Genomic DNA, 17,235 nt, shown 5'->3' with positions numbered 1-17,235 from the left:
CAAGTACGGAGTATCAAGTGTTAAGTATTAGGAGCTGACTGGTTGCGATAAGCGTCTTACTACTTGTGTCTTGCTACTTATGTCTTTACCCACGTTTTACTTCTATTCCAATTTTTTCTAAATCTTCCCAAAAATGTGGGTACGATTTTTCTACCACCATTGCTTCCTCTACCACCAGTTCATCAATTCGTAATGCTAAAGGTGCAAATGCCATGGCCATTCTGTGGTCTTCGTAGGTGGAAACATCCATACTTTTCGGAAAAAGCAGTTTTTCGCAGTTTAGCTGATATACACCTGCTTCGGTTTCTAAGAAAGTCACGCCCATTTTCGACAGCTCGGTTTGTAGGGCTAAAATCCGGTCGGTTTCCTTAATTTTCAGAGTTTCTAAGCCTGTGAAGCTAAATTCTTTGCCTAAAGCCGCTGCGCAAACCACAACGGTTTGTGCGAGGTCCGGACATTTCTTAAAATCTAACAATTGCGGATTTATCTCGCCACCTGCCTTTTCAATGGTGATACCCTGCGTAGTGTAGGTGGTTTTTACGCCAAACAAAGCCATAATTTCGGCAATGGCGCTATCGCCCTGAAGGCTGTTTTCGCGAAGATTTGGCAAGTGTACTTTCGTGTTTTCAGATAAGGCAACCACACTGTACCAGTACGAGGCTGCACTCCAATCCGGTTCAATCGTTAACGTACTGTCTGCAAACTCTTGCGCCTCAATTGTGATGGTTTGCCCGTTCCAAGCGTAGCTGATGCCACATTGCGCTAACATCGCTAAACTCATATCCACATAAGGTTTCGACGTCAGCTCATTTACAATTTCCAGCTCTAAGCCTTGCGGTAACGAGCTTCCAATGAGCAAAAGCGCGGTTAAAAACTGCGAACTGATATTGCCCGGCACGGCGATGTGGTTGGTTTTTTGCTCAAACTTGCCATCAACTAAAATAGGAGGGTAACCGTCTTTTTCTTTATAAGAAATAGCTGCGCCCAAATCACGCAGTGCATCTACCAAAATACCGATTGGTCTTTGCTTCATCCGCTCGGTGCCGGTAATTTCTACCGCTTTTCCGCGCAATGCTAAATAGGCAGTTAAAAAGCGCATGGCTGTGCCTGCTGGACCAACATCAACTACGGTTTGGTTGTTTTTAATTTGTTGATTTATGATGTGGTTTAACGTAACCGTATCTGCCGCAATGGAAAGGTTGTTTATTTTAACCTTTCCGTTGCTTAAAGCAGCCAATATCAAAGCTCTGTTGCTTTCGCTTTTAGAGCCAGTTAGCCTAATTTCCTCTTCGGTTTTTAGACTTCCCTTTTTGACCAAAAAAGATAAACTCATTATCCTAAATCAGCTTTTGCCGAGTTCATAATCGCGGTTTGTCTGCGGATAGACTCGTTATGGATCAATTCTAAAATTTTGGCACTAAAATCTTTATCTAAATTCAAAACAGAACCGTATGAAACTCTTTTTTGTAGAATCTCGTCCCAACGGCTAACTTGTAAAATAGTAACGTCGTTATCGCGTTTAAATTCGCCAATTTGCTCTACAACTTTCATACGTTCAGCTAGTTTTTGGAAAATCTGATCGTCAATTTTGTCGATTTTTTCGCGCAAGCCAGCTAATTTATCAGTAAACTCTGGGTTTTTTGATTCTGCTTTACGTAAAATAAAACCATCGATAATTTCTGATAATGCGGCCGGAGTAACTTGTTGTTTAGCATCTGTCCAGGCCACGGTTGGGTCAATGTGCGCTTCAATCATCAAACCTTGCATATCTAAATCCAAAGCTTTTTGAGAGATAAACGGAATTAACTCGCGAGATCCGCAGATATGCGATGGGTCGTTCAAGATTGGTAACTCTGGCAATAAAGTTTTAAGGTTGATTGCCAAATCCCACATCGGTTCGTTACGGAAAGCTGTTTTTTCAAAAGAAGAAAAACCGCGGTGGATAGCTGCAATTTTGGTGATGCCTGCACCGTTAATGCGTTCTAAAGCACCAATCCATAAAGATAAATCTGGATTAATCGGGTTTTTAACCATTACCGGAATATCAACACCTTTTAAAGCGTCAGCAATTTCTTGCACAGTAAAAGGGTTTACGGTAGAGCGCGCGCCAATCCACAAAATATCAACTTTTGCGGCTAAAGCCTCTTCTACGTGTTTAGCGTTGGCCACTTCCACCGCTATAGGAAAGCCAGTTTCTGCTTTAGCTTTGTTTAACCACTCTAAACCAACGGCGCCAATGCCTTCAAATTCGCCCGGACGTGTACGCGGTTTCCAAATTCCGGCGCGTAATACATGCACTTTTCCGGTTTGTTTTAGCAAACGGGCGGTAGCCAATAATTGTTCTTCGGTTTCTGCACTACAAGGTCCAGAAATAATTAGGGGGCCATTGCTAACCGGTGCCCAGTTGCTTAATGGTTCTATGTTTAAGTTCAGTTTCATCTTTTTTGTTATTTAATTTTGAATGATTGGATGAGAGAATGATTGAATCCTTGTTAATTCTGAATTTTGAGGATTGAATACATTTCACATTTCTATATTGATATTTTTTAATTTTAAATTCTACTCACCACTTACTACTCTGCCATTGATTAATTCACTAATGAACCAACTCAATGAACTTCTTTACACCGCATCGTTTTTAACGTACTCGCCCATAATGCTAAAATTGATGGTGTGTTTCACCATTCTATTTATCGCATCATCAAAATTGTTTGCACCTTCCCATTCAATATCCACGTAAAAATTGTACTCGTTACGCCTTCCTAAAACCGGCATTGATTGTACTTTACTCATATTAATGTTTAGCTCGGCTAAAATATTCAGCACTTTTACCAAAGCGCCAGCTTCATTGCTCACCTGGAAACAGATAGAAGCTTTATTAGGATTTTTGATTTCGATATGCTTATCGGTTAAAATCAAAAAACGGGTATAATTTTTTTTGTTTGATTCGATGCTGCGTTCCAGCACGGTTAAACCGTATAACTTGGCGGCCAAACTATTGGCGATTGCGGCGGTGTGCGTCAGCTGTTCATCGCGGATTTTTTTTGCGCAGGCGGCGGTATCGCTACTTTCAACTACTTTAATCTGCGGAAAATCATCTAAAAAATCGCCACATTGGCGTATTGCAATCGGGTGCGAAGTTACCGTGCGGATATCTTCAAACTTAACGCCCGGCAACGCCATTAGGTGCAGTTTAATGGGCAAATAAACTTCACCGATAACCGGGAAATTATACTCGCGCAATAAGCTGTAATTGGGCAGTAAACTTCCGGCAATACTGTTTTCAATAGCCATCACCACATAATCGGCTTTGCCGGCGCTTAGCTTTTGGAAAGTTTCTTTAAACGAGTTGCATTCAACTGTTTCTATGTCTTCTCCAAAAAATTTAAATGCCGCTTCCTCATGGAAAGAAGCTTTGATACCTTGTATTGCAACGCGTTTTTTACTGCTCATTTTTTGATAAAAAAAAACCCGGCTGAATGAGCCGGGTTCAAATTTCTTATATAAACTAAGACATAGCTACCCGGCTCTTATTTCTAAAATAAAAGTAACCGAAGTAATATGTAGTGTTAATGTTCATTTTTTCTTTGTGGAGGCAAATGTAACTTTTTTCCTGAGTTTTTCAAACAAAGCACAAAATTTTTTAAAATTATTTTAATTGTAGAAGTTTTTTAGCGCGATAAACCGCGGTAATAATCTAAACCTTCTAATATCAAATTTTCTTCAACAAAAATATCAAACAAACAATGCCCTATTTTATCTGGCAAAGAAAAGCTGATTTTTCCGGCGGTATTTTTCTTGTCGTTTTTCATCACCTCTAAAAGTGCGCGCTCAATGCCACCGCGTATTTCGTATTTGCCATAAAATTTAAGAAAAGTTTGGCTTATAACTTCTAAATCATCCGCCGAAAGTCCAGCTAATTTATGCGCCAAATACGCTTCGCAAATCATCCCGATGGCAATTGCTTCACCGTGCAATAACGGATTTTTCTCGTTTGAGAGCGACCAGGATTCTACCGCGTGGCCGATGGTGTGCCCATAATTAAGCGTTTTCCGCAACCCGCGCTCGTAAGGGTCTTCGGTAACTACAACGTTTTTGATATGCACCGAGTGGTAAATCTGCGCCTCGCTAACTTCCCGTGCATTATCTAAAACAGCAACTTCGTTAAAGAAATTCTCATCGGCAATAATGCCGTGTTTAATCACTTCAGCAAAACCAGAAGTCATTTGCCTGTCTGATAATGTCTTTAAAAAATCAGTCGAAATAATTACCGCTTGGGGTTGCGCAAAGGTGCCGATGATGTTTTTTACATCGTCCATATCAATACCTGTTTTGCCACCCACAGAGGCATCAACTTGCGAAAGTAGGGTAGTGGGAATCTGCAAAAAATCAATCCCTCGTTTAAAGGTCGATGCCGCAAAACTTCCCATATCGGTAACTACACCACCGCCTAAGTTTATTAAGATGGCGTTTCTATCAGCTTCAAAATCCAATAAAGTGCGCCAAATCCCGATACAGAAATCGATGTTTTTGTTTTCCTCGCCGTTTGGCACTTCAATTAAGTCGAAGTTATCCAAATCCGGAAGCTTTTCTCGCAGTACTGGCAAACATAGCTCGCCTGTCACCTCATCCGTAAGGATAAAAACCTTCGAATAATTTTTCTGCGCCAGCACTTCTGTCAACGTGTTCAGGCTGTTATCAAAATATACCTTGTAATTATTGTTTTGGATAGGCTTCATATAATGCTGATGGTTTGGCCGTTAAATTCTACTTTATCGCCTTTTTTTACTTTTAATCTTTTGCGGTAATCTACTGTTCCGTTGTATTTTACCAATCCGTTTGTAACTACGGTTTGTGCTTCGCCACCAGACGAAACCAGGTCGGTAGCTTTTAATAGCTGAATCAACTGTATAAAATCGCCCTCGAGCGTAAATTTAATCATAGCAACAAACTTACAAAAAAGCGTTGTTGTGGCTAATTATATGGTCGGCGATTTTTTTATTTTTGTTTAAACCATCCGCCATGCAAAACCTTCGCCCTCCGTGTGATTTATCTTTCAAAAATACCAAACAGGGTTTCAAACATTTATCTAACAAACAACTTAGGGCGGCGCTCCGTTTGTTCCGTTTAATCAACATCCGCCTGCTGGCCAATGCCGGTCCCTGGCTCACCAACGTTGCGCTAGGCTTGGGTTTGCCAATTAATAGTTTGATAAAGAACACCATCTTTAAGCAGTTTTGCGGTGGCGAGACGATAGAGGACAGCACCAAAACAATCTTAAAACTTCAGGCAAACGGGGTGGGAAGCATTTTGGATTATGCGGTAGAAGGTGCCAAGCGCGAAGAGATGTTTGACGATACCGCGAAGCAAATAATGGCTTGTATAGATAAGGCTGTAGCTATGCCAGATGCCGTTCCGTTTTGTGTGTTTAAAATAACGGGTTTGGCCCGTTTTTCTTTACTCGAAAAAATAGCCAATGGCGCTGTGCTAAAAGCATACGAAAAATTGGAGTGGGATAAAGCCCTCGTGCGCATTAACCAAATTTGTGAAAAGGCCTTTGTTTGTCACCAAATGGTGATGGTTGACGCCGAGGAAAGCTGGATACAGCCGGCTATTGATGATATTGTGATGGTGATGATGCGAAAATACAACCAACAAAAAGCCATTGTGTATAACACCTATCAGCTTTACCGCACAAACAAGTTGGAGGCTTTAATTGCCGATGTGACCCGGGCCTACACCGCAAATTTTGTTTTGGGCGCTAAGTTGGTGCGTGGTGCGTATATGGAAAAAGAACGCAAAAGGGCTTTGCGCTACAATTATCCATCGCCAATACATGCAGACAAAGCCAGCACCGACCGAGATTTTAACGCTGCCGCTGCTTTTTGCTTAGATAATTTGGATAAGGTGGCAATGGTTTTAGCTACGCATAACGAGGAGAGCTGCCGTTTTTTGGCAGAAAAAATGGAACAGCAGAAAGTTGACCGTAAGCATCCGCGGATTTACTTTGCCCAGCTTTTAGGTATGAGCGATCATATCACTTTTAATTTAGCACATTGCAACTTTAACGTCAATAAATATGTGCCATATGGGCCTGTAAAAGAGGTGCTACCCTATCTGTTTAGGCGGGCAAAAGAAAATACTTCTATTGCCGGACAGGTAGGACGCGAACTAAAACTGATAAAGCAAGAACAACAACGCAGAAAAGTGGAAGGGCATTTGTTAACTTAAAATTATGGAGAAACATGAAAAGCACATGCGCCAAGCCATAGCTTTGGCCGAGAAAAATTTAGAAACTTTTGCCGGTGGTCCCTTTGGGACTGTGATTGTAAAAGATGGGAAAGTAATTGCCGCAGCGGCCAACACCGTTAACCAGGATAATGACCCAACAGCACATGCCGAAGTAAATGCTATCCGCCAAGCCTGCAAAAAGTTGAAACAGTCCGACTTAAAAGGCGCCACGTTATACACCAGCGCCGAACCTTGCCCCATGTGCCTTAGCGCTATTTATTGGGCAAATATTGCTGAGGTTTATTACGGAAACTTAAAAGAAGACGCAAAATGGGCAGGTTTTAGCGACGAATTTATTTACGATGAACTTGCTAAACCTATTGCCGAACGAGCGCTAAAATTTCATCGTTTACTACCATCAGAAAGTATGAAAGCCTTTGAAACCTGGGTAAACATGCCCGAAAAGGACAAAGAAAAAATTAAAAACGGAAGCCTTTAGCAATATGGAATGGTTGTTGTTTTTATAAAGCAACATCTTATTTCTATGGCAACCTTTACTTCAATACTGTTGATGGCAGAAGTGAGCAACAACAGCTCAAATGCCTTGCTTATTTCTTTATTAGCCACTATGGCTTTTACCTTTTTCAGCATTTTAGTTTCGTCTTTAGCTAAAAAGAATTTTGTGGAACCCGTGCTGCTGGGTAAAATTATTGGCCACTACCTTAAAGATGCGCCAACTTGGTTAAACGTTACGTTAGGAACAATCATCCACTTTTTTACCGGATACATTTTTGCGGAGGCACATCTGTGGTTTTACCGCATTTTAACCCCCGCTTGGTATAACGGCATTTTTCTGGGTTTGGCCAACGGTATTTTGGGCGCGCTAATATGGTATGCGGTTATTCGCGTTTACAAAAATTTTATGGAGACGCATGTAGCTAATTATTTATTACAGCTGATTTTAGGCCACGTAATTTTCGGGCTAGTGATTGTGATGATGTACGCTCCGCCTGCATTGGGTTAAATTATTCCAATAAATATATAAGCATCAGAAACTATGAAAACACAAAAAAAACCGCAGGTTAAGCAACCGGGCAAAGAGCATGAGATGAAAGAAAAGCCACAGTATAAGGGTACTAGCGGACCTCATCCCAAACTAAAAGATAGGGTGGCGATTATTACCGGTGGCGATAGCGGTATTGGCAGGGCAGTTGCCGTTGCTTTTGCAAAAGAAGGTGCCAACATCTTAATTGCCTACCTAGATGAAACCAAAGACGCAAAAAAAACAAAAAAAGAGGTAGAGGAATACGGCGTAAAGTGCAAGCTAATTAAAGGCGACGTTAGCGCAGAAGACCATTGCAAAAAAGTAGTGGAACAAGCTTTAGACAATTTTGGACAAATAGATATTTTAGTGAATAACGCGGCAATGCAGTTTCCACAAAAATCTATTTTAGACATTAGCGATAAACAGCTAAAGAAAACTTTCGCCACTAATATCTTCTCTCACTTTTATTTGGTAAAAGCAGCATTGCCATTTTTGAAAGAGGGGAGCAGCATCATCAATACCGCATCTGTAACAGCATATCACGGCAGTCCGCAATTGTTAGATTATTCTGCAACAAAAGGCGCTATTGTGGCTTTCACCCGTTCTTTATCCATATCCTTATCAGAGAAGAAAATCCGTGTAAATGCAGTTGCGCCGGGTCCAATTTGGACACCCTTAATCCCGGCGACTTTCAATAAAGAAAAAGTAAAAAACTTTGGGAAAGATACGCCTATGGGGCGTCCTGGCCAACCCGAAGAAGTTGCCGGATGCTATGTGTTTTTAGCTTCGGATGACGCATCGTACATAAGCGGGCAGGTATTACATCCTAACGGCGGAACAATTGTAAACGGTTAAGAAGCGCATCTTTTCCTCGAATAAAATGAAGAACCTCATCTGGAGATTTTGGCGTAATTTGTTACGAATTAAATCTCCAGATGATGTTCTTTTTTGGGTAAACTCTTCCGTCTAAATCGCCTGCCCCTTAGCCAGTTTTTCCTTGCGTTGGTCCTGCCACAAATAGTGCATCATCGTGTTTAACACCACTGCATTCCAATCGTTATGCAAGCTAAAAGTCGCATGTTTTTTGCTTTCGCTGATGCTTTCTACGTGCAACACACCTTTAGATAAATAGTATTTCAAATTGTTCCAAGGCACCAGCTCGGTTTTTTGTTTTTTCCAAAATAAGAAACCGCTGTTGTACTTCATCACAAAACCTTGGTTGTTGATGTGGGTATCGGCAATAGTGATTTCCTTTTTGTTGTTTAGTTCCTCAATAAAATGGTTGATAAGCTGTTTTTTTACATACTGCCATAAACCCGACATAATGTAGTAGTAGGTATGATCTTCTTCAAGCAGATCGCCAACTTTATCTGATTTGAAGCGGATGTTTAAGGTTTTTCCGTTATCGCCTAAAATATCAATAATATATTCTTTTCCGTTTGGATTTTTAGCGCCGCCCAGTAAAGAAACGCCGTAACGTACCGCCTTAACATCTGCGCAGTTAATTTGCTGATTATTAACGGAAATAGAATCTTTGTTTATTTTAACTTGTTGCTTGGTTGATGGAGTAGTAATATCTACGTCGAAATTGTGTGCTGTCATAATTCGAATATAATCATTTGTCAAAATTAAAAAAGAGTGCCAGTGCCTCCCAATTTTAATTTACCCAGATGCCGGTATGCGTTTTCTGTGGCTTCGCGTCCGCGGGATGTGCGCATCAAATAGCCTTCTTGGATCAAAAAAGGCTCGTACACTTCTTCAATAGTGCCTTCATCTTCGCCAACGGCGGTAGCAATGGTTTTTAAGCCAACCGGTCCTCCTTTAAATTTATCTATAATGGCCGATAAAATACGGTTGTCCATTTCATCTAAGCCATGCTCGTCAACATTTAAAGCGTTTAACGCATATTTTGCAATTTCTGTTTCGATTTCTCCGTTGCCCTTAATTTGGGCAAAATCTCTTGTGCGGCGTAAAAGCGCATTGGCAATACGTGGCGTACCGCGGCTTCGACGGGCAATTTCAAATGCGCCTTCTTCTGTTATCGGCGTGTTTAAAATATGTGCGGACCGCATCACAATGGTGGTAAGTAGCTTAGCGTCGTAATACTGTAGGCGGGAGTTAATGCCGAAACGTGCACGTAAAGGCGAAGTTAGCAAGCCCGAGCGTGTAGTAGCGCCCACCAAGGTAAATGGACTTAACGATATTTGCACCGAGCGCGCATTCGGACCCGTTTCTAGCATGATGTCTATTTTAAAATCTTCCATGGCCGAGTAGAGGTATTCCTCTACCAAAGGACTTAAACGGTGAATTTCATCAATAAATAAAATGTCGCCTTCGTCTAAATTGGTGAGTAAACCGGCTAAATCGCCAGGTTTATCCAATACTGGACCGCTGGTTACCTTAATGCCCACGCCCATCTCGTTTGCGATAATATGCGATAAGGTAGTTTTTCCTAAACCGGGAGGCCCGTGCAGCAAAACGTGGTCAAGCGCCTCGCCTCGCAGTTTGGCCGCCTGCACAAAAATCCGAAGGTTTTCTAAAATTTTCTCCTGTCCGGTGAAGTCCTCAAACTCTTGCGGCCGCAAAACCTTTTCCATTTCCTTGTCGGCACTGCTTAATCGCTCGGCGTTAGGGTCCAAATTTTCATTCATGGCATGAAGATACAAAAAGAGCGCTTTACCTGTAAAATATGGTTAATCTAATTCCATTTCCATGATAAGATAAGGAATGCCGTTTTTGATGAATTTTTCGTCTGTTGCTTTAAAGCCGAGCTTGCTGTAAAAACCTTCGGCGCTTTCGCGGGCGTTGCACCAAATCTTGTTCAGTTGCTCCTCGCGGGCGAAATTGATGATGTACTTGATCATCTGTGTGCCAAATCCTTGCTTTTGGTAACGACTGTCTGTGGCTAGCTTTCTAAACTGAAGCGATTTTCCTGTGATAAATAAAGAAACCACGGTAATCAAACGGTTTTCGTGAAACAAACCTAAGTGAGTTCCATTATCATCCTCGGATAATTTAGCTTTCTCTAAATCTAAATTCGGGTAAAGTTCTTTTTGCCTTAATTTTAAAGTTAATTCTGGCGGAATTTGTTCTATATTTTGCATAAAAACAATTTTGACAAATTTTATTGTGAAAACAATTCATCTTAAGCGAACGTTTCAAGTGAATGTCACTTTTTAGATGGATTTGATAAAAATAATCACGTGAATTTGCATAAAAAATAGCTTTATTTATTTTTGAAACTCTAAACAAGCACATTTGAGCAGGCAAAGAAGGATATTGTTTTACGGAAATTTGTTCCTCTTCATCTTCACCGTGAAGATGTTTGTTGCCGTTGCGCCTGTAGTATTCAATTTCGACAAAGGTTTAGTAAATTCTGCAATTATGCAGCTCGAGCTGGAAAACGAAACCAAAGACGGTGCAAAAGATAGCGGTAAGCTTTACACTGTAAACAACCTTATCTGCGGATATGCACGTGCAAATTTTTCGGTGAACCAGCTTTTTATGCCTTTTCACCGCTATTCTAAAAAATATTTAAACGTTTACTACCCTTCTATACCTACTCCTCCTCCAAACCGCGCCTAAAATTTAGCTTATACATTTTATTGTTTAACAAAAATTTTAGATGAATGGATCACAAAGAATCTTTCAATGCTGAGGGCATTGGAAAATATTATCATATAAAAAATCTAAAGAAAGACTTGCCGGCTGGTGTGGTGGTTTTTTTAGTGGCTTTACCCTTGTGTTTGGGTATCGCATTAGCGTCGGGCGCACCGCTGTTTTCGGGTATTTTAGCCGGTATTATTGGCGGTATAGTGGTAGCAAGTTTCAGCGGTTCGCAACTGAGTGTTAGTGGACCGGCAGCGGGTTTAACCGTGATCGTATTAAACGCAATTACAGAACTTGGCGCATTTGACATCTTTTTGCTGGCCATTTTTATTGCCGGTATCATGCAGGTAATATTGGGTATTTTAAAAGCCGGTACCATTGGCAACTACTTCCCTAACAGCGTTATTTTGGGCATGCTGGCCGCTATCGGGATTATTTTAGTTTTAAAACAAATTCCGCATGCGTTGGGCTACCAGGGCAATTTTGAGGTAGAGCATGTGTTCTCTGCCGCCAACTCGGGCCAAACCTTAGCGGCCATTAGCGCGGCGCTTGCAAAAATTAATATTGGAGCGGTAATTATCGCGGTAACATCTATGCTGGTGCTGGTTTTTTGGCCAAAATTTAAAAAGTTGGCTTTAATACCTGCGCCATTGATGGTGGTGGTTTTAGGAGTGCTTATGGCTCAATTTTTCAGCGGAACAACTTTCTCTTTGTTGCCCAACCATTTGGTGCAAATACCTACGGTAAGCAGTTTTGCAGACTTTAAAGCCTTGTTTATTGCGCCAGATTTTTCTCAGATTACCAATCCGCAGGTTTGGACGGTGGCCATTACTATCGCCATTGTGGCATCTTTAGAAACATTGCTGAGCTTAGAAGCGGTGGATAAGATAGACCCAATCAAGCGCGTGTCGCCAACAAATCGCGAGCTTGTTGCGCAAGGCATAGGAAACACAGTTGCCGGTTTATTGGGCGCCTTGCCAATGACGGCCGTAATTGTGCGCTCCTCCGCAAACGTCAACTCTGGTGCACGCACAAAAATATCGGCCATTTTTCATGGCTTTTTGCTGATTTTGGCGGTACTGGTTTTTCCTGGCATCATTAACCAAATCCCCTTAGCCTGTTTAGCTGCTATTTTAATTTCGGTAGGATGCAAACTCGCTAAAATATCGCTATTTAAAAAAATGTGGAAAGACGGAAAAGATCAGTTTTTTCCTTTTATGATAACGGTTTTGGCGGTGGTTTTTACCGATTTATTAATGGGCGTAGGTATAGGTTTAGCGGTAGCAATTATATTTTTATTGCGAACTAATTACAGAAACCCGTATTTTTACAGCGTTGACCAAAGCAACAATAGCGATTTAATCAAAATCAAATTGGCACAGGAAGTCTCGTTTCTCAACAAAGGCACTATCCAATACACACTAGCTAACATCCCTCGGAACAAATCTGTTGTGATAGATGGAAGCCATTCACTTTTTATTGATAAAGATGTGTTAGCTGCCATTTACGATTTTGAAAAAAACGCGAAAGCCAAAAAAATCAAGGTAGAGCTTGTAAACATTAAACCCCATTACGAGCTACCAGAACTAAAAGAATTGATCATTAAAACTCAACACAAAAATGTCTCAACAACCTGAAAACAAAAAGCAAGGTGTAGTAAATCCAAACACCTACCTAAATGCCAACGGAGAAGAAATAACCTATGAAAACCTGTTGAAATGGAACAAGGAATGGGTTTCTAACACGCTAAAGGAGGACAAAGATTACTTCAAAAAACTATCACAAGGGCAAACGCCGCCTGTTTTATGGATTGGTTGCGCGGATAGTCGTGTGCCGGCTAACCAAATTACCGGAACAAAGCCGGGCGAAATTTTTGTACACCGTAACATTGCCAATATGGTTATCCATACGGATATGAACATGTTAAGCGTGCTGGATTATGCGGTAAGCGTGCTAAAAGTAAAACACGTGGTAGTATGTGGGCACTACGGCTGCGGTGGTGTGTTGGCCGCTATGAGCCAGAAACAATTTGGTTTAATTGATAACTGGTTACGCCACATTAAAGATATTTACCGTACCTATGCTTTTGAGTTGGATATGATGCAGGATGAGAAAGAACGAGGTAACCGTTTGGTAGAACTAAACGTGATTGAAAACGTTTATAACTTATGCAAAACCAATACGGTGCAAAATGCCTGGAAAAACGGTCACCAACTTAGCGTACACGGTTGGGCGTATAGTCTTGAAACCGGAATTATTACAGATTTAAAAGTGTCATCCAACTCTGATGAGAAATTGGGACACGTTTTTAAATTCGAAAATAAATAGGCAGTTTTAAGGGTTGTTCATTAGCTATTGGTTAATCATAGCTTTTGAATAGCCCTTTTTGATATTTGTTTGAAACAATGAAGCCCAACGACTTTTTGAAAATCATCCATATTGATGATTATGCAGCTACGCCGAAGTATCTGCAACTGGTAAATTCAATTATTGCGGCTATAGAAAGCGGAAACCTAAAACAGGATGACATTCTGCCCTCTATCAATGAGTTGAGTTTTATGCTCGAAATTTCGCGCGACACGGCCGAAAAAGGATACAAATACCTTAAAAAAATTGGCGTTATCGTTTCTGTTCCGGGACGTGGATTTTTTGTTTCCAAAACAAATTTCGATAAAAAAATAAAGGTGTTTTTGCTTTTCAATAAGCTTTCGGCACATAAAAAAATCATTTACGATAGCTTAGTAAGCTCTTTGGGGCCAGATGCGGTGATTGATTTTTACATCTATAACAATGATTACGCGCTGTTTAAAAAAACCATCCAAAACCGCCGTGCAGATTATACGCACTATGTAATTGTACCGCACTTTTTAGAAGGCGGCAACAATGCGCACGAAATTATCAATACCTTACCAAAAGATAAACTTATTTTATTAGATAAGCAGTTGGCGGGCATAAGAGGCGAATATGCTTCTATATACGAGAATTTTGAAGAGGATATTTATGGCGCCTTAAATGAAGCAAAAAGCCGCTTGGCAAAATATGATACCTTGAAAATCATTTTCCCTAAAAAAAGCTATTTCCCTAAAGAAATTTTGAGCGGATTTAAACGTTTTTGCCGTCAGTTTGCATTTAACCACGCCATTGTGGAAGATATTACTACAGAACCTTTGGCAAAAGGAGAGGTGTATATTAATTTGATGGAGGATGATTTAGTGGTGCTGATAGAGCGGATTGTATCAGAACATCTAACGCTAGGCCGAGATGTGGGCGTAATATCTTACAATGAAACGCCTTTAAAAAAGCTCATTTTAAAAGGAATTACCACCATCTCAACAGATTTTGTGGCAATGGGCACCATGACTGCCGATTTTATCCTAAACAATAAAATTGAGCAACGCGCTGTTCCGTTCCATGTAAAATTAAGGCCGTCTTTGTGATGTAAAACGGCCTTAAATATTAACAGTTTAGTTATTAAGTAGGTCTAAAAGCTGTTGAGAAGAATTTTTGGTGTCTACCTTATCTACAACCAGCGCTATTTTGCCTTCTTCATCTATCACAAAAGTTTTGCGCGTAGTGCCCATATAAGTTTTTCCGTACATGCTTTTTTCGCCCCAAACGCCATAAGCTTCCACAATTGTTTTGTCGGTATCTGCAATCAAGTTAAAGGGTAAATCAAATTTGCTTTCAAACTTTTTGTGCGATTTTTCATCATCTACACTTACTCCTAAAACTTCAAAACCTTGGCTTTGCAAGCTTTGATAATTATCTCTAAAACTGCATGCTTCTGCCGTACAGCCCGGAGTATTATCTTTTGGATAAAAGTACAAGATCACTTTTTTTCCGCGGTAGCTGGATAGTTTAATCTGCTCTTGATTTTGATTGTTTGCGGTAAAATCTGGCGCCATATCGCCTACTTTTAAAGTTGCCATAATTATCTGTAAAAGGTTATGTCGTAAGTTTTTTCATTGTCTTTCATATCTGTAACAACTAGTTTCAAAAGATGTTTCCCAAAACCGGTTTTTTCATCAAACGTATGCCACAAACGGCCGTTGCGCACATCAAACTCTGCCAGCACCCATTGATTATCAATATACAAATTAAAGCTTTTTATGCCCGAGAGCGCATCGGAAATTTTAAATGCGATGTTGGATTGGGTGGATAAATTTGCACCCTCTTTAATGTTCAACGGCACAATGCTAGGCGGTGTAACATCTGCCCGTAGGTAAAAGTTTCCGAATGTTTTAGGTTGTGCCCACACGTAGCCATCTTTAAAAACACCACCTTGCGAACCGCTTTCTTGTTGGAAAATAATCAGTTTGTCGGTGTTTGCCAACTGAGACGAATCTACTTTTATTGCGAGAGAATAGTTGCTGTGCAATGGCGTCAGGCGGTTATGTAGCTGAAAAATTTTGCTAGCGCCCCAGCTAGGTTTCGATTTTTCGACATAATCAAAGTGCAAATTATCGTACAGGATACCCGCTGGCAAAATCATTTTGATATTTTCATTCTCCAACTTATTCTCTTTGTCCCAAAACATCAATTGACCTGTGTTTTTGGCCTGATACAAAGGTAGAGCCGGATTGTTTTTAACCTTAAAGCGTAAAACGGAGCTGTTCCCTTCAATGTCGCTCACTACATATTCCACATCGTGCACGTTTTGGTCTTTGAGCTGGATAAAGCCATTATTGAGCGCTTTTTTCACAAAACGCACTTTCGGGTTTGCGGATAAGAAGCTTTTTTGAATTACTCGCCCCGAGCTAATTTTACTTGGATAATCGATATAAGCGTTCACCGCACGCGAGTTTTCAAACGCAAAGCGGTCTATTATTGACTCAAAAATAGTTTCTCCGTCCAATTTTAAAACAGTGCTGTAGATTCCGTTGTGGTTGGCACTGCCATTTTGTTGGTCAAAAGCCGAAATGCCGAATCCAAATTCGCCGTTAACTTGTATTACGCCAATGTTTCCTAAAGTGTAATTGCCATTTCCTCCGCTGACGGCGAAGTATTGTTTGGGTGTACTTTCGGTAAATGAATATTTATTGGTTTTGTATAAATACAGTGCGTTAAGTTGTGGCTTTAGCGTGTCTTTGATTTTAATGCCCAGTAAAATAGGGTTAATGGTTTCTTCTGTTTTGGTATTGCGCAGTTCAAAATGTAGATGCGGACCGCCAGAACTTCCGGTATTGCCAGAATAGGCAATTAAATCGCCTTGTTTTAAACGGATTTCTATCGGGGTAAGCATAAAATCAACCGCGAAGCTCTTTTGTTCGTACTGCATAGCCTTCACGCGTGCGGCAATCTCGGGGCTAAAGCGTTGCAAATGCGCATATACACTGGTTGTGCCGTTTGGATGGTCGATATATAAAGCATTTCCGAAACCGCCAACCTGTACGCGTAAGCGTGAAACATGGCCATCAGCCACTGCGTAAACCGGATAGCCCTCGCGTTGGTTGGTCTTAATATCTAAACCAGAGTGGAAATGGTTGCTGCGGATCTCGCCAAAATTGCCCGCCAGATATAAAGAAATATCTAAGGGATTACGGTAATAATCTGCTGGAATTGGAGGCAAACTGGTGTCTTGCGCCATTCCCATCTTTGCAATAAAAAACAAAAAAGCAAGCAAGGCTTGCAAGCGCTTCAACTTCATTAGCTATTTAATTTCAAAATTGAACAATTCGGTGCCGTTTAAAAAACCTCGGAGCTGGTCGCCAATTTTAATTTTGTCAACGCCTGCCGGTGTGCCGGTAAAAATTAAATCGCCCTGTTTTAAAGTGAAATATTGCGAGGCGTAGCTAATCAGCTGGTCAAAACTGTTCAGCATGTGCGCTGTATTGCCTTTTTGGCGTTGTTCGTTATTAATCAACAACTGAAATTCCAAATTTTGCAGATCCGGTATTTCGCTTTTCGCCATAAACTGGCCCACCGGCGCAGAATTGTCGAAAGATTTTGCAATTTCCCAGGGCAAGCCTTTCTCTTTTTGCTGTTTTTGGATATCCCGTGCAGTAAAATCAATGCCCACGCTCAGCTCCTCATAGTATTTATGTGCAAACTTTTCTGCAATAAACTTGCCTTCTTTGGCAATTTTCAGCACAATTTCCAGCTCGTAGTGGATATCTTCAGAAAATTTTGGGATATAAAAAGGCTTGTTGTTTTTAAGCACCGCGGTATCCGGTTTCAGAAACAAAACAGGTTTTTCGGGTATTGGGTTATTTAATTCTTTAGCGTGTTCGGCATAATTTCTGCCAACTGCAATTACTTTCATTTATCTTTTGTTTGTTTTTTGCGTTTTAAAACGGCTTTGCGTTTTTTTAGCATTTAAGATGCCATTAGTGTTTCTTTTTAGGAACAAA

At 40.7% G+C, this 17,235-nt stretch carries 19 protein-coding genes; 8 read left to right on the top strand and 11 right to left on the bottom strand.

Annotated elements, in window-relative coordinates; translation table 11 throughout:
- Positions 1–85 precede the first annotated feature (85 nt).
- From aroA to BCY91_RS02610, 5 genes are all read right to left on the bottom strand, one after another.
- Entirely contained in the window at positions 86–1,333 is a 1,248-nt protein-coding gene (gene aroA / locus BCY91_RS02630; RefSeq protein WP_120180483.1) for a 3-phosphoshikimate 1-carboxyvinyltransferase, read from the bottom strand.
- Complete coding sequence (locus tag BCY91_RS02625; protein WP_120180482.1) at positions 1,333–2,439, bottom strand: chorismate mutase; 1,107 nt, start codon at positions 2,437–2,439, stop codon at positions 1,333–1,335. The genes aroA and BCY91_RS02625 overlap by 1 nt, the downstream gene beginning before the upstream one ends.
- A 183-nt stretch (positions 2,440–2,622) precedes the next feature.
- Positions 2,623–3,453, bottom strand: a complete 831-nt coding sequence (locus tag BCY91_RS02620) for a prephenate dehydratase (protein ID WP_120180481.1) — start codon at positions 3,451–3,453, stop codon at positions 2,623–2,625.
- Positions 3,454–3,671: 218 nt separating this feature from the next.
- Positions 3,672–4,739, bottom strand: a complete 1,068-nt coding sequence (aroB, locus tag BCY91_RS02615) for a 3-dehydroquinate synthase (protein ID WP_120180480.1) — start codon at positions 4,737–4,739, stop codon at positions 3,672–3,674.
- On the bottom strand, positions 4,736–4,942 hold the full coding sequence (locus BCY91_RS02610) for an RNA-binding S4 domain-containing protein (RefSeq protein WP_120180479.1): 207 nt from the start codon (positions 4,940–4,942) through the stop codon (positions 4,736–4,738). Before BCY91_RS02610 ends, aroB begins: the two co-directional genes overlap by 4 nt.
- An 80-nt stretch (positions 4,943–5,022) precedes the next feature.
- Between BCY91_RS02610 and BCY91_RS02605 the strand changes: the two genes are divergently transcribed.
- The 4 genes from BCY91_RS02605 to BCY91_RS02590 are packed head-to-tail and all read left to right on the top strand — an operon-like array spanning position 5,023 to position 8,131.
- Positions 5,023–6,231 (top strand): proline dehydrogenase family protein, encoded by a 1,209-nt coding sequence (locus BCY91_RS02605; RefSeq protein ID WP_120180478.1) that lies wholly within the window; start codon positions 5,023–5,025, stop codon positions 6,229–6,231.
- 4 nt (positions 6,232–6,235) lie between these two features.
- Positions 6,236–6,730, top strand: coding sequence for a nucleoside deaminase (locus BCY91_RS02600; RefSeq protein WP_120180477.1), 495 nt, complete (start codon positions 6,236–6,238; stop codon positions 6,728–6,730).
- A gap of 9 nt (positions 6,731–6,739) precedes the next feature.
- The gene (locus BCY91_RS02595; protein ID WP_120180476.1) at positions 6,740–7,255 is read left to right on the top strand and encodes a hypothetical protein; all 516 of its coding nucleotides are present in this window, start codon (positions 6,740–6,742) and stop codon (positions 7,253–7,255) included.
- Positions 7,256–7,288: 33 nt separating this feature from the next.
- Positions 7,289–8,131, top strand: coding sequence for an SDR family oxidoreductase (locus BCY91_RS02590; protein ID WP_120180475.1), 843 nt, complete (start codon positions 7,289–7,291; stop codon positions 8,129–8,131).
- A 111-nt stretch (positions 8,132–8,242) separates the two neighbouring features.
- Here BCY91_RS02590 and BCY91_RS02585 read toward each other — a convergent pair whose 3' ends face one another.
- From BCY91_RS02585 to BCY91_RS02575, 3 genes are read right to left on the bottom strand one after another with little or no spacing between them, the layout of a single operon-like run.
- Positions 8,243–8,878 carry a hypothetical protein gene (locus tag BCY91_RS02585; RefSeq protein ID WP_120180474.1) on the bottom strand — a complete coding sequence of 212 codons (636 nt, stop codon included), beginning with the start codon at positions 8,876–8,878 and terminating at the stop codon, positions 8,243–8,245.
- Between the two features lie 26 nt (positions 8,879–8,904).
- Positions 8,905–9,927 (bottom strand): Holliday junction branch migration DNA helicase RuvB, encoded by a 1,023-nt coding sequence (ruvB, locus tag BCY91_RS02580; RefSeq protein WP_120180473.1) that lies wholly within the window; start codon positions 9,925–9,927, stop codon positions 8,905–8,907.
- Positions 9,928–9,969: 42 nt separating this feature from the next.
- Positions 9,970–10,380, bottom strand: a complete 411-nt coding sequence (locus BCY91_RS02575) for a GNAT family N-acetyltransferase (RefSeq protein ID WP_120180472.1) — start codon at positions 10,378–10,380, stop codon at positions 9,970–9,972.
- Between the two features lie 154 nt (positions 10,381–10,534).
- Between BCY91_RS02575 and BCY91_RS02570 the strand changes: the two genes are divergently transcribed.
- From BCY91_RS02570 to BCY91_RS02555, 4 genes are all read left to right on the top strand, one after another.
- The gene (locus BCY91_RS02570) at positions 10,535–10,861 is read left to right on the top strand and encodes a hypothetical protein (protein WP_147387892.1); all 327 of its coding nucleotides are present in this window, start codon (positions 10,535–10,537) and stop codon (positions 10,859–10,861) included.
- Between the two features lie 44 nt (positions 10,862–10,905).
- Positions 10,906–12,522 carry a SulP family inorganic anion transporter gene (locus tag BCY91_RS02565; protein WP_120180470.1) on the top strand — a complete coding sequence of 539 codons (1,617 nt, stop codon included), beginning with the start codon at positions 10,906–10,908 and terminating at the stop codon, positions 12,520–12,522.
- On the top strand, positions 12,506–13,213 hold the full coding sequence (gene can, locus BCY91_RS02560; protein ID WP_120180469.1) for a carbonate dehydratase: 708 nt from the start codon (positions 12,506–12,508) through the stop codon (positions 13,211–13,213). The genes BCY91_RS02565 and can overlap by 17 nt, the downstream gene beginning before the upstream one ends.
- Before the next feature lie 77 nt (positions 13,214–13,290).
- Complete coding sequence (locus tag BCY91_RS02555) at positions 13,291–14,322, top strand: GntR family transcriptional regulator (protein ID WP_120180468.1); 1,032 nt, start codon at positions 13,291–13,293, stop codon at positions 14,320–14,322.
- 27 nt (positions 14,323–14,349) lie between these two features.
- Here BCY91_RS02555 and bcp read toward each other — a convergent pair whose 3' ends face one another.
- The 3 genes from bcp to BCY91_RS02540 are packed head-to-tail and all read right to left on the bottom strand — an operon-like array spanning position 14,350 to position 17,147.
- Entirely contained in the window at positions 14,350–14,814 is a 465-nt protein-coding gene (gene bcp / locus BCY91_RS02550; RefSeq protein ID WP_120180467.1) for a thioredoxin-dependent thiol peroxidase, read from the bottom strand.
- Positions 14,815–14,816: 2 nt separating this feature from the next.
- A complete protein-coding gene (locus tag BCY91_RS02545; RefSeq protein ID WP_120180466.1) occupies positions 14,817–16,532 on the bottom strand; it encodes a M23 family metallopeptidase in 1,716 nt (571 codons plus the stop codon).
- A gap of 3 nt (positions 16,533–16,535) precedes the next feature.
- A complete protein-coding gene (locus tag BCY91_RS02540; RefSeq protein ID WP_120180465.1) occupies positions 16,536–17,147 on the bottom strand; it encodes a fumarylacetoacetate hydrolase family protein in 612 nt (203 codons plus the stop codon).
- Positions 17,148–17,235 lie beyond the last annotated feature (88 nt).

This window comes from Pelobium manganitolerans (genome assembly GCF_003609575.1).
GTDB classification, from domain to species: domain Bacteria; phylum Bacteroidota; class Bacteroidia; order Sphingobacteriales; family Sphingobacteriaceae; genus Pseudopedobacter; species Pseudopedobacter manganitolerans.
Note: the sequence above shows the minus strand (reverse complement) of the source record. Positions and strands in the feature narration are given on the sequence as shown.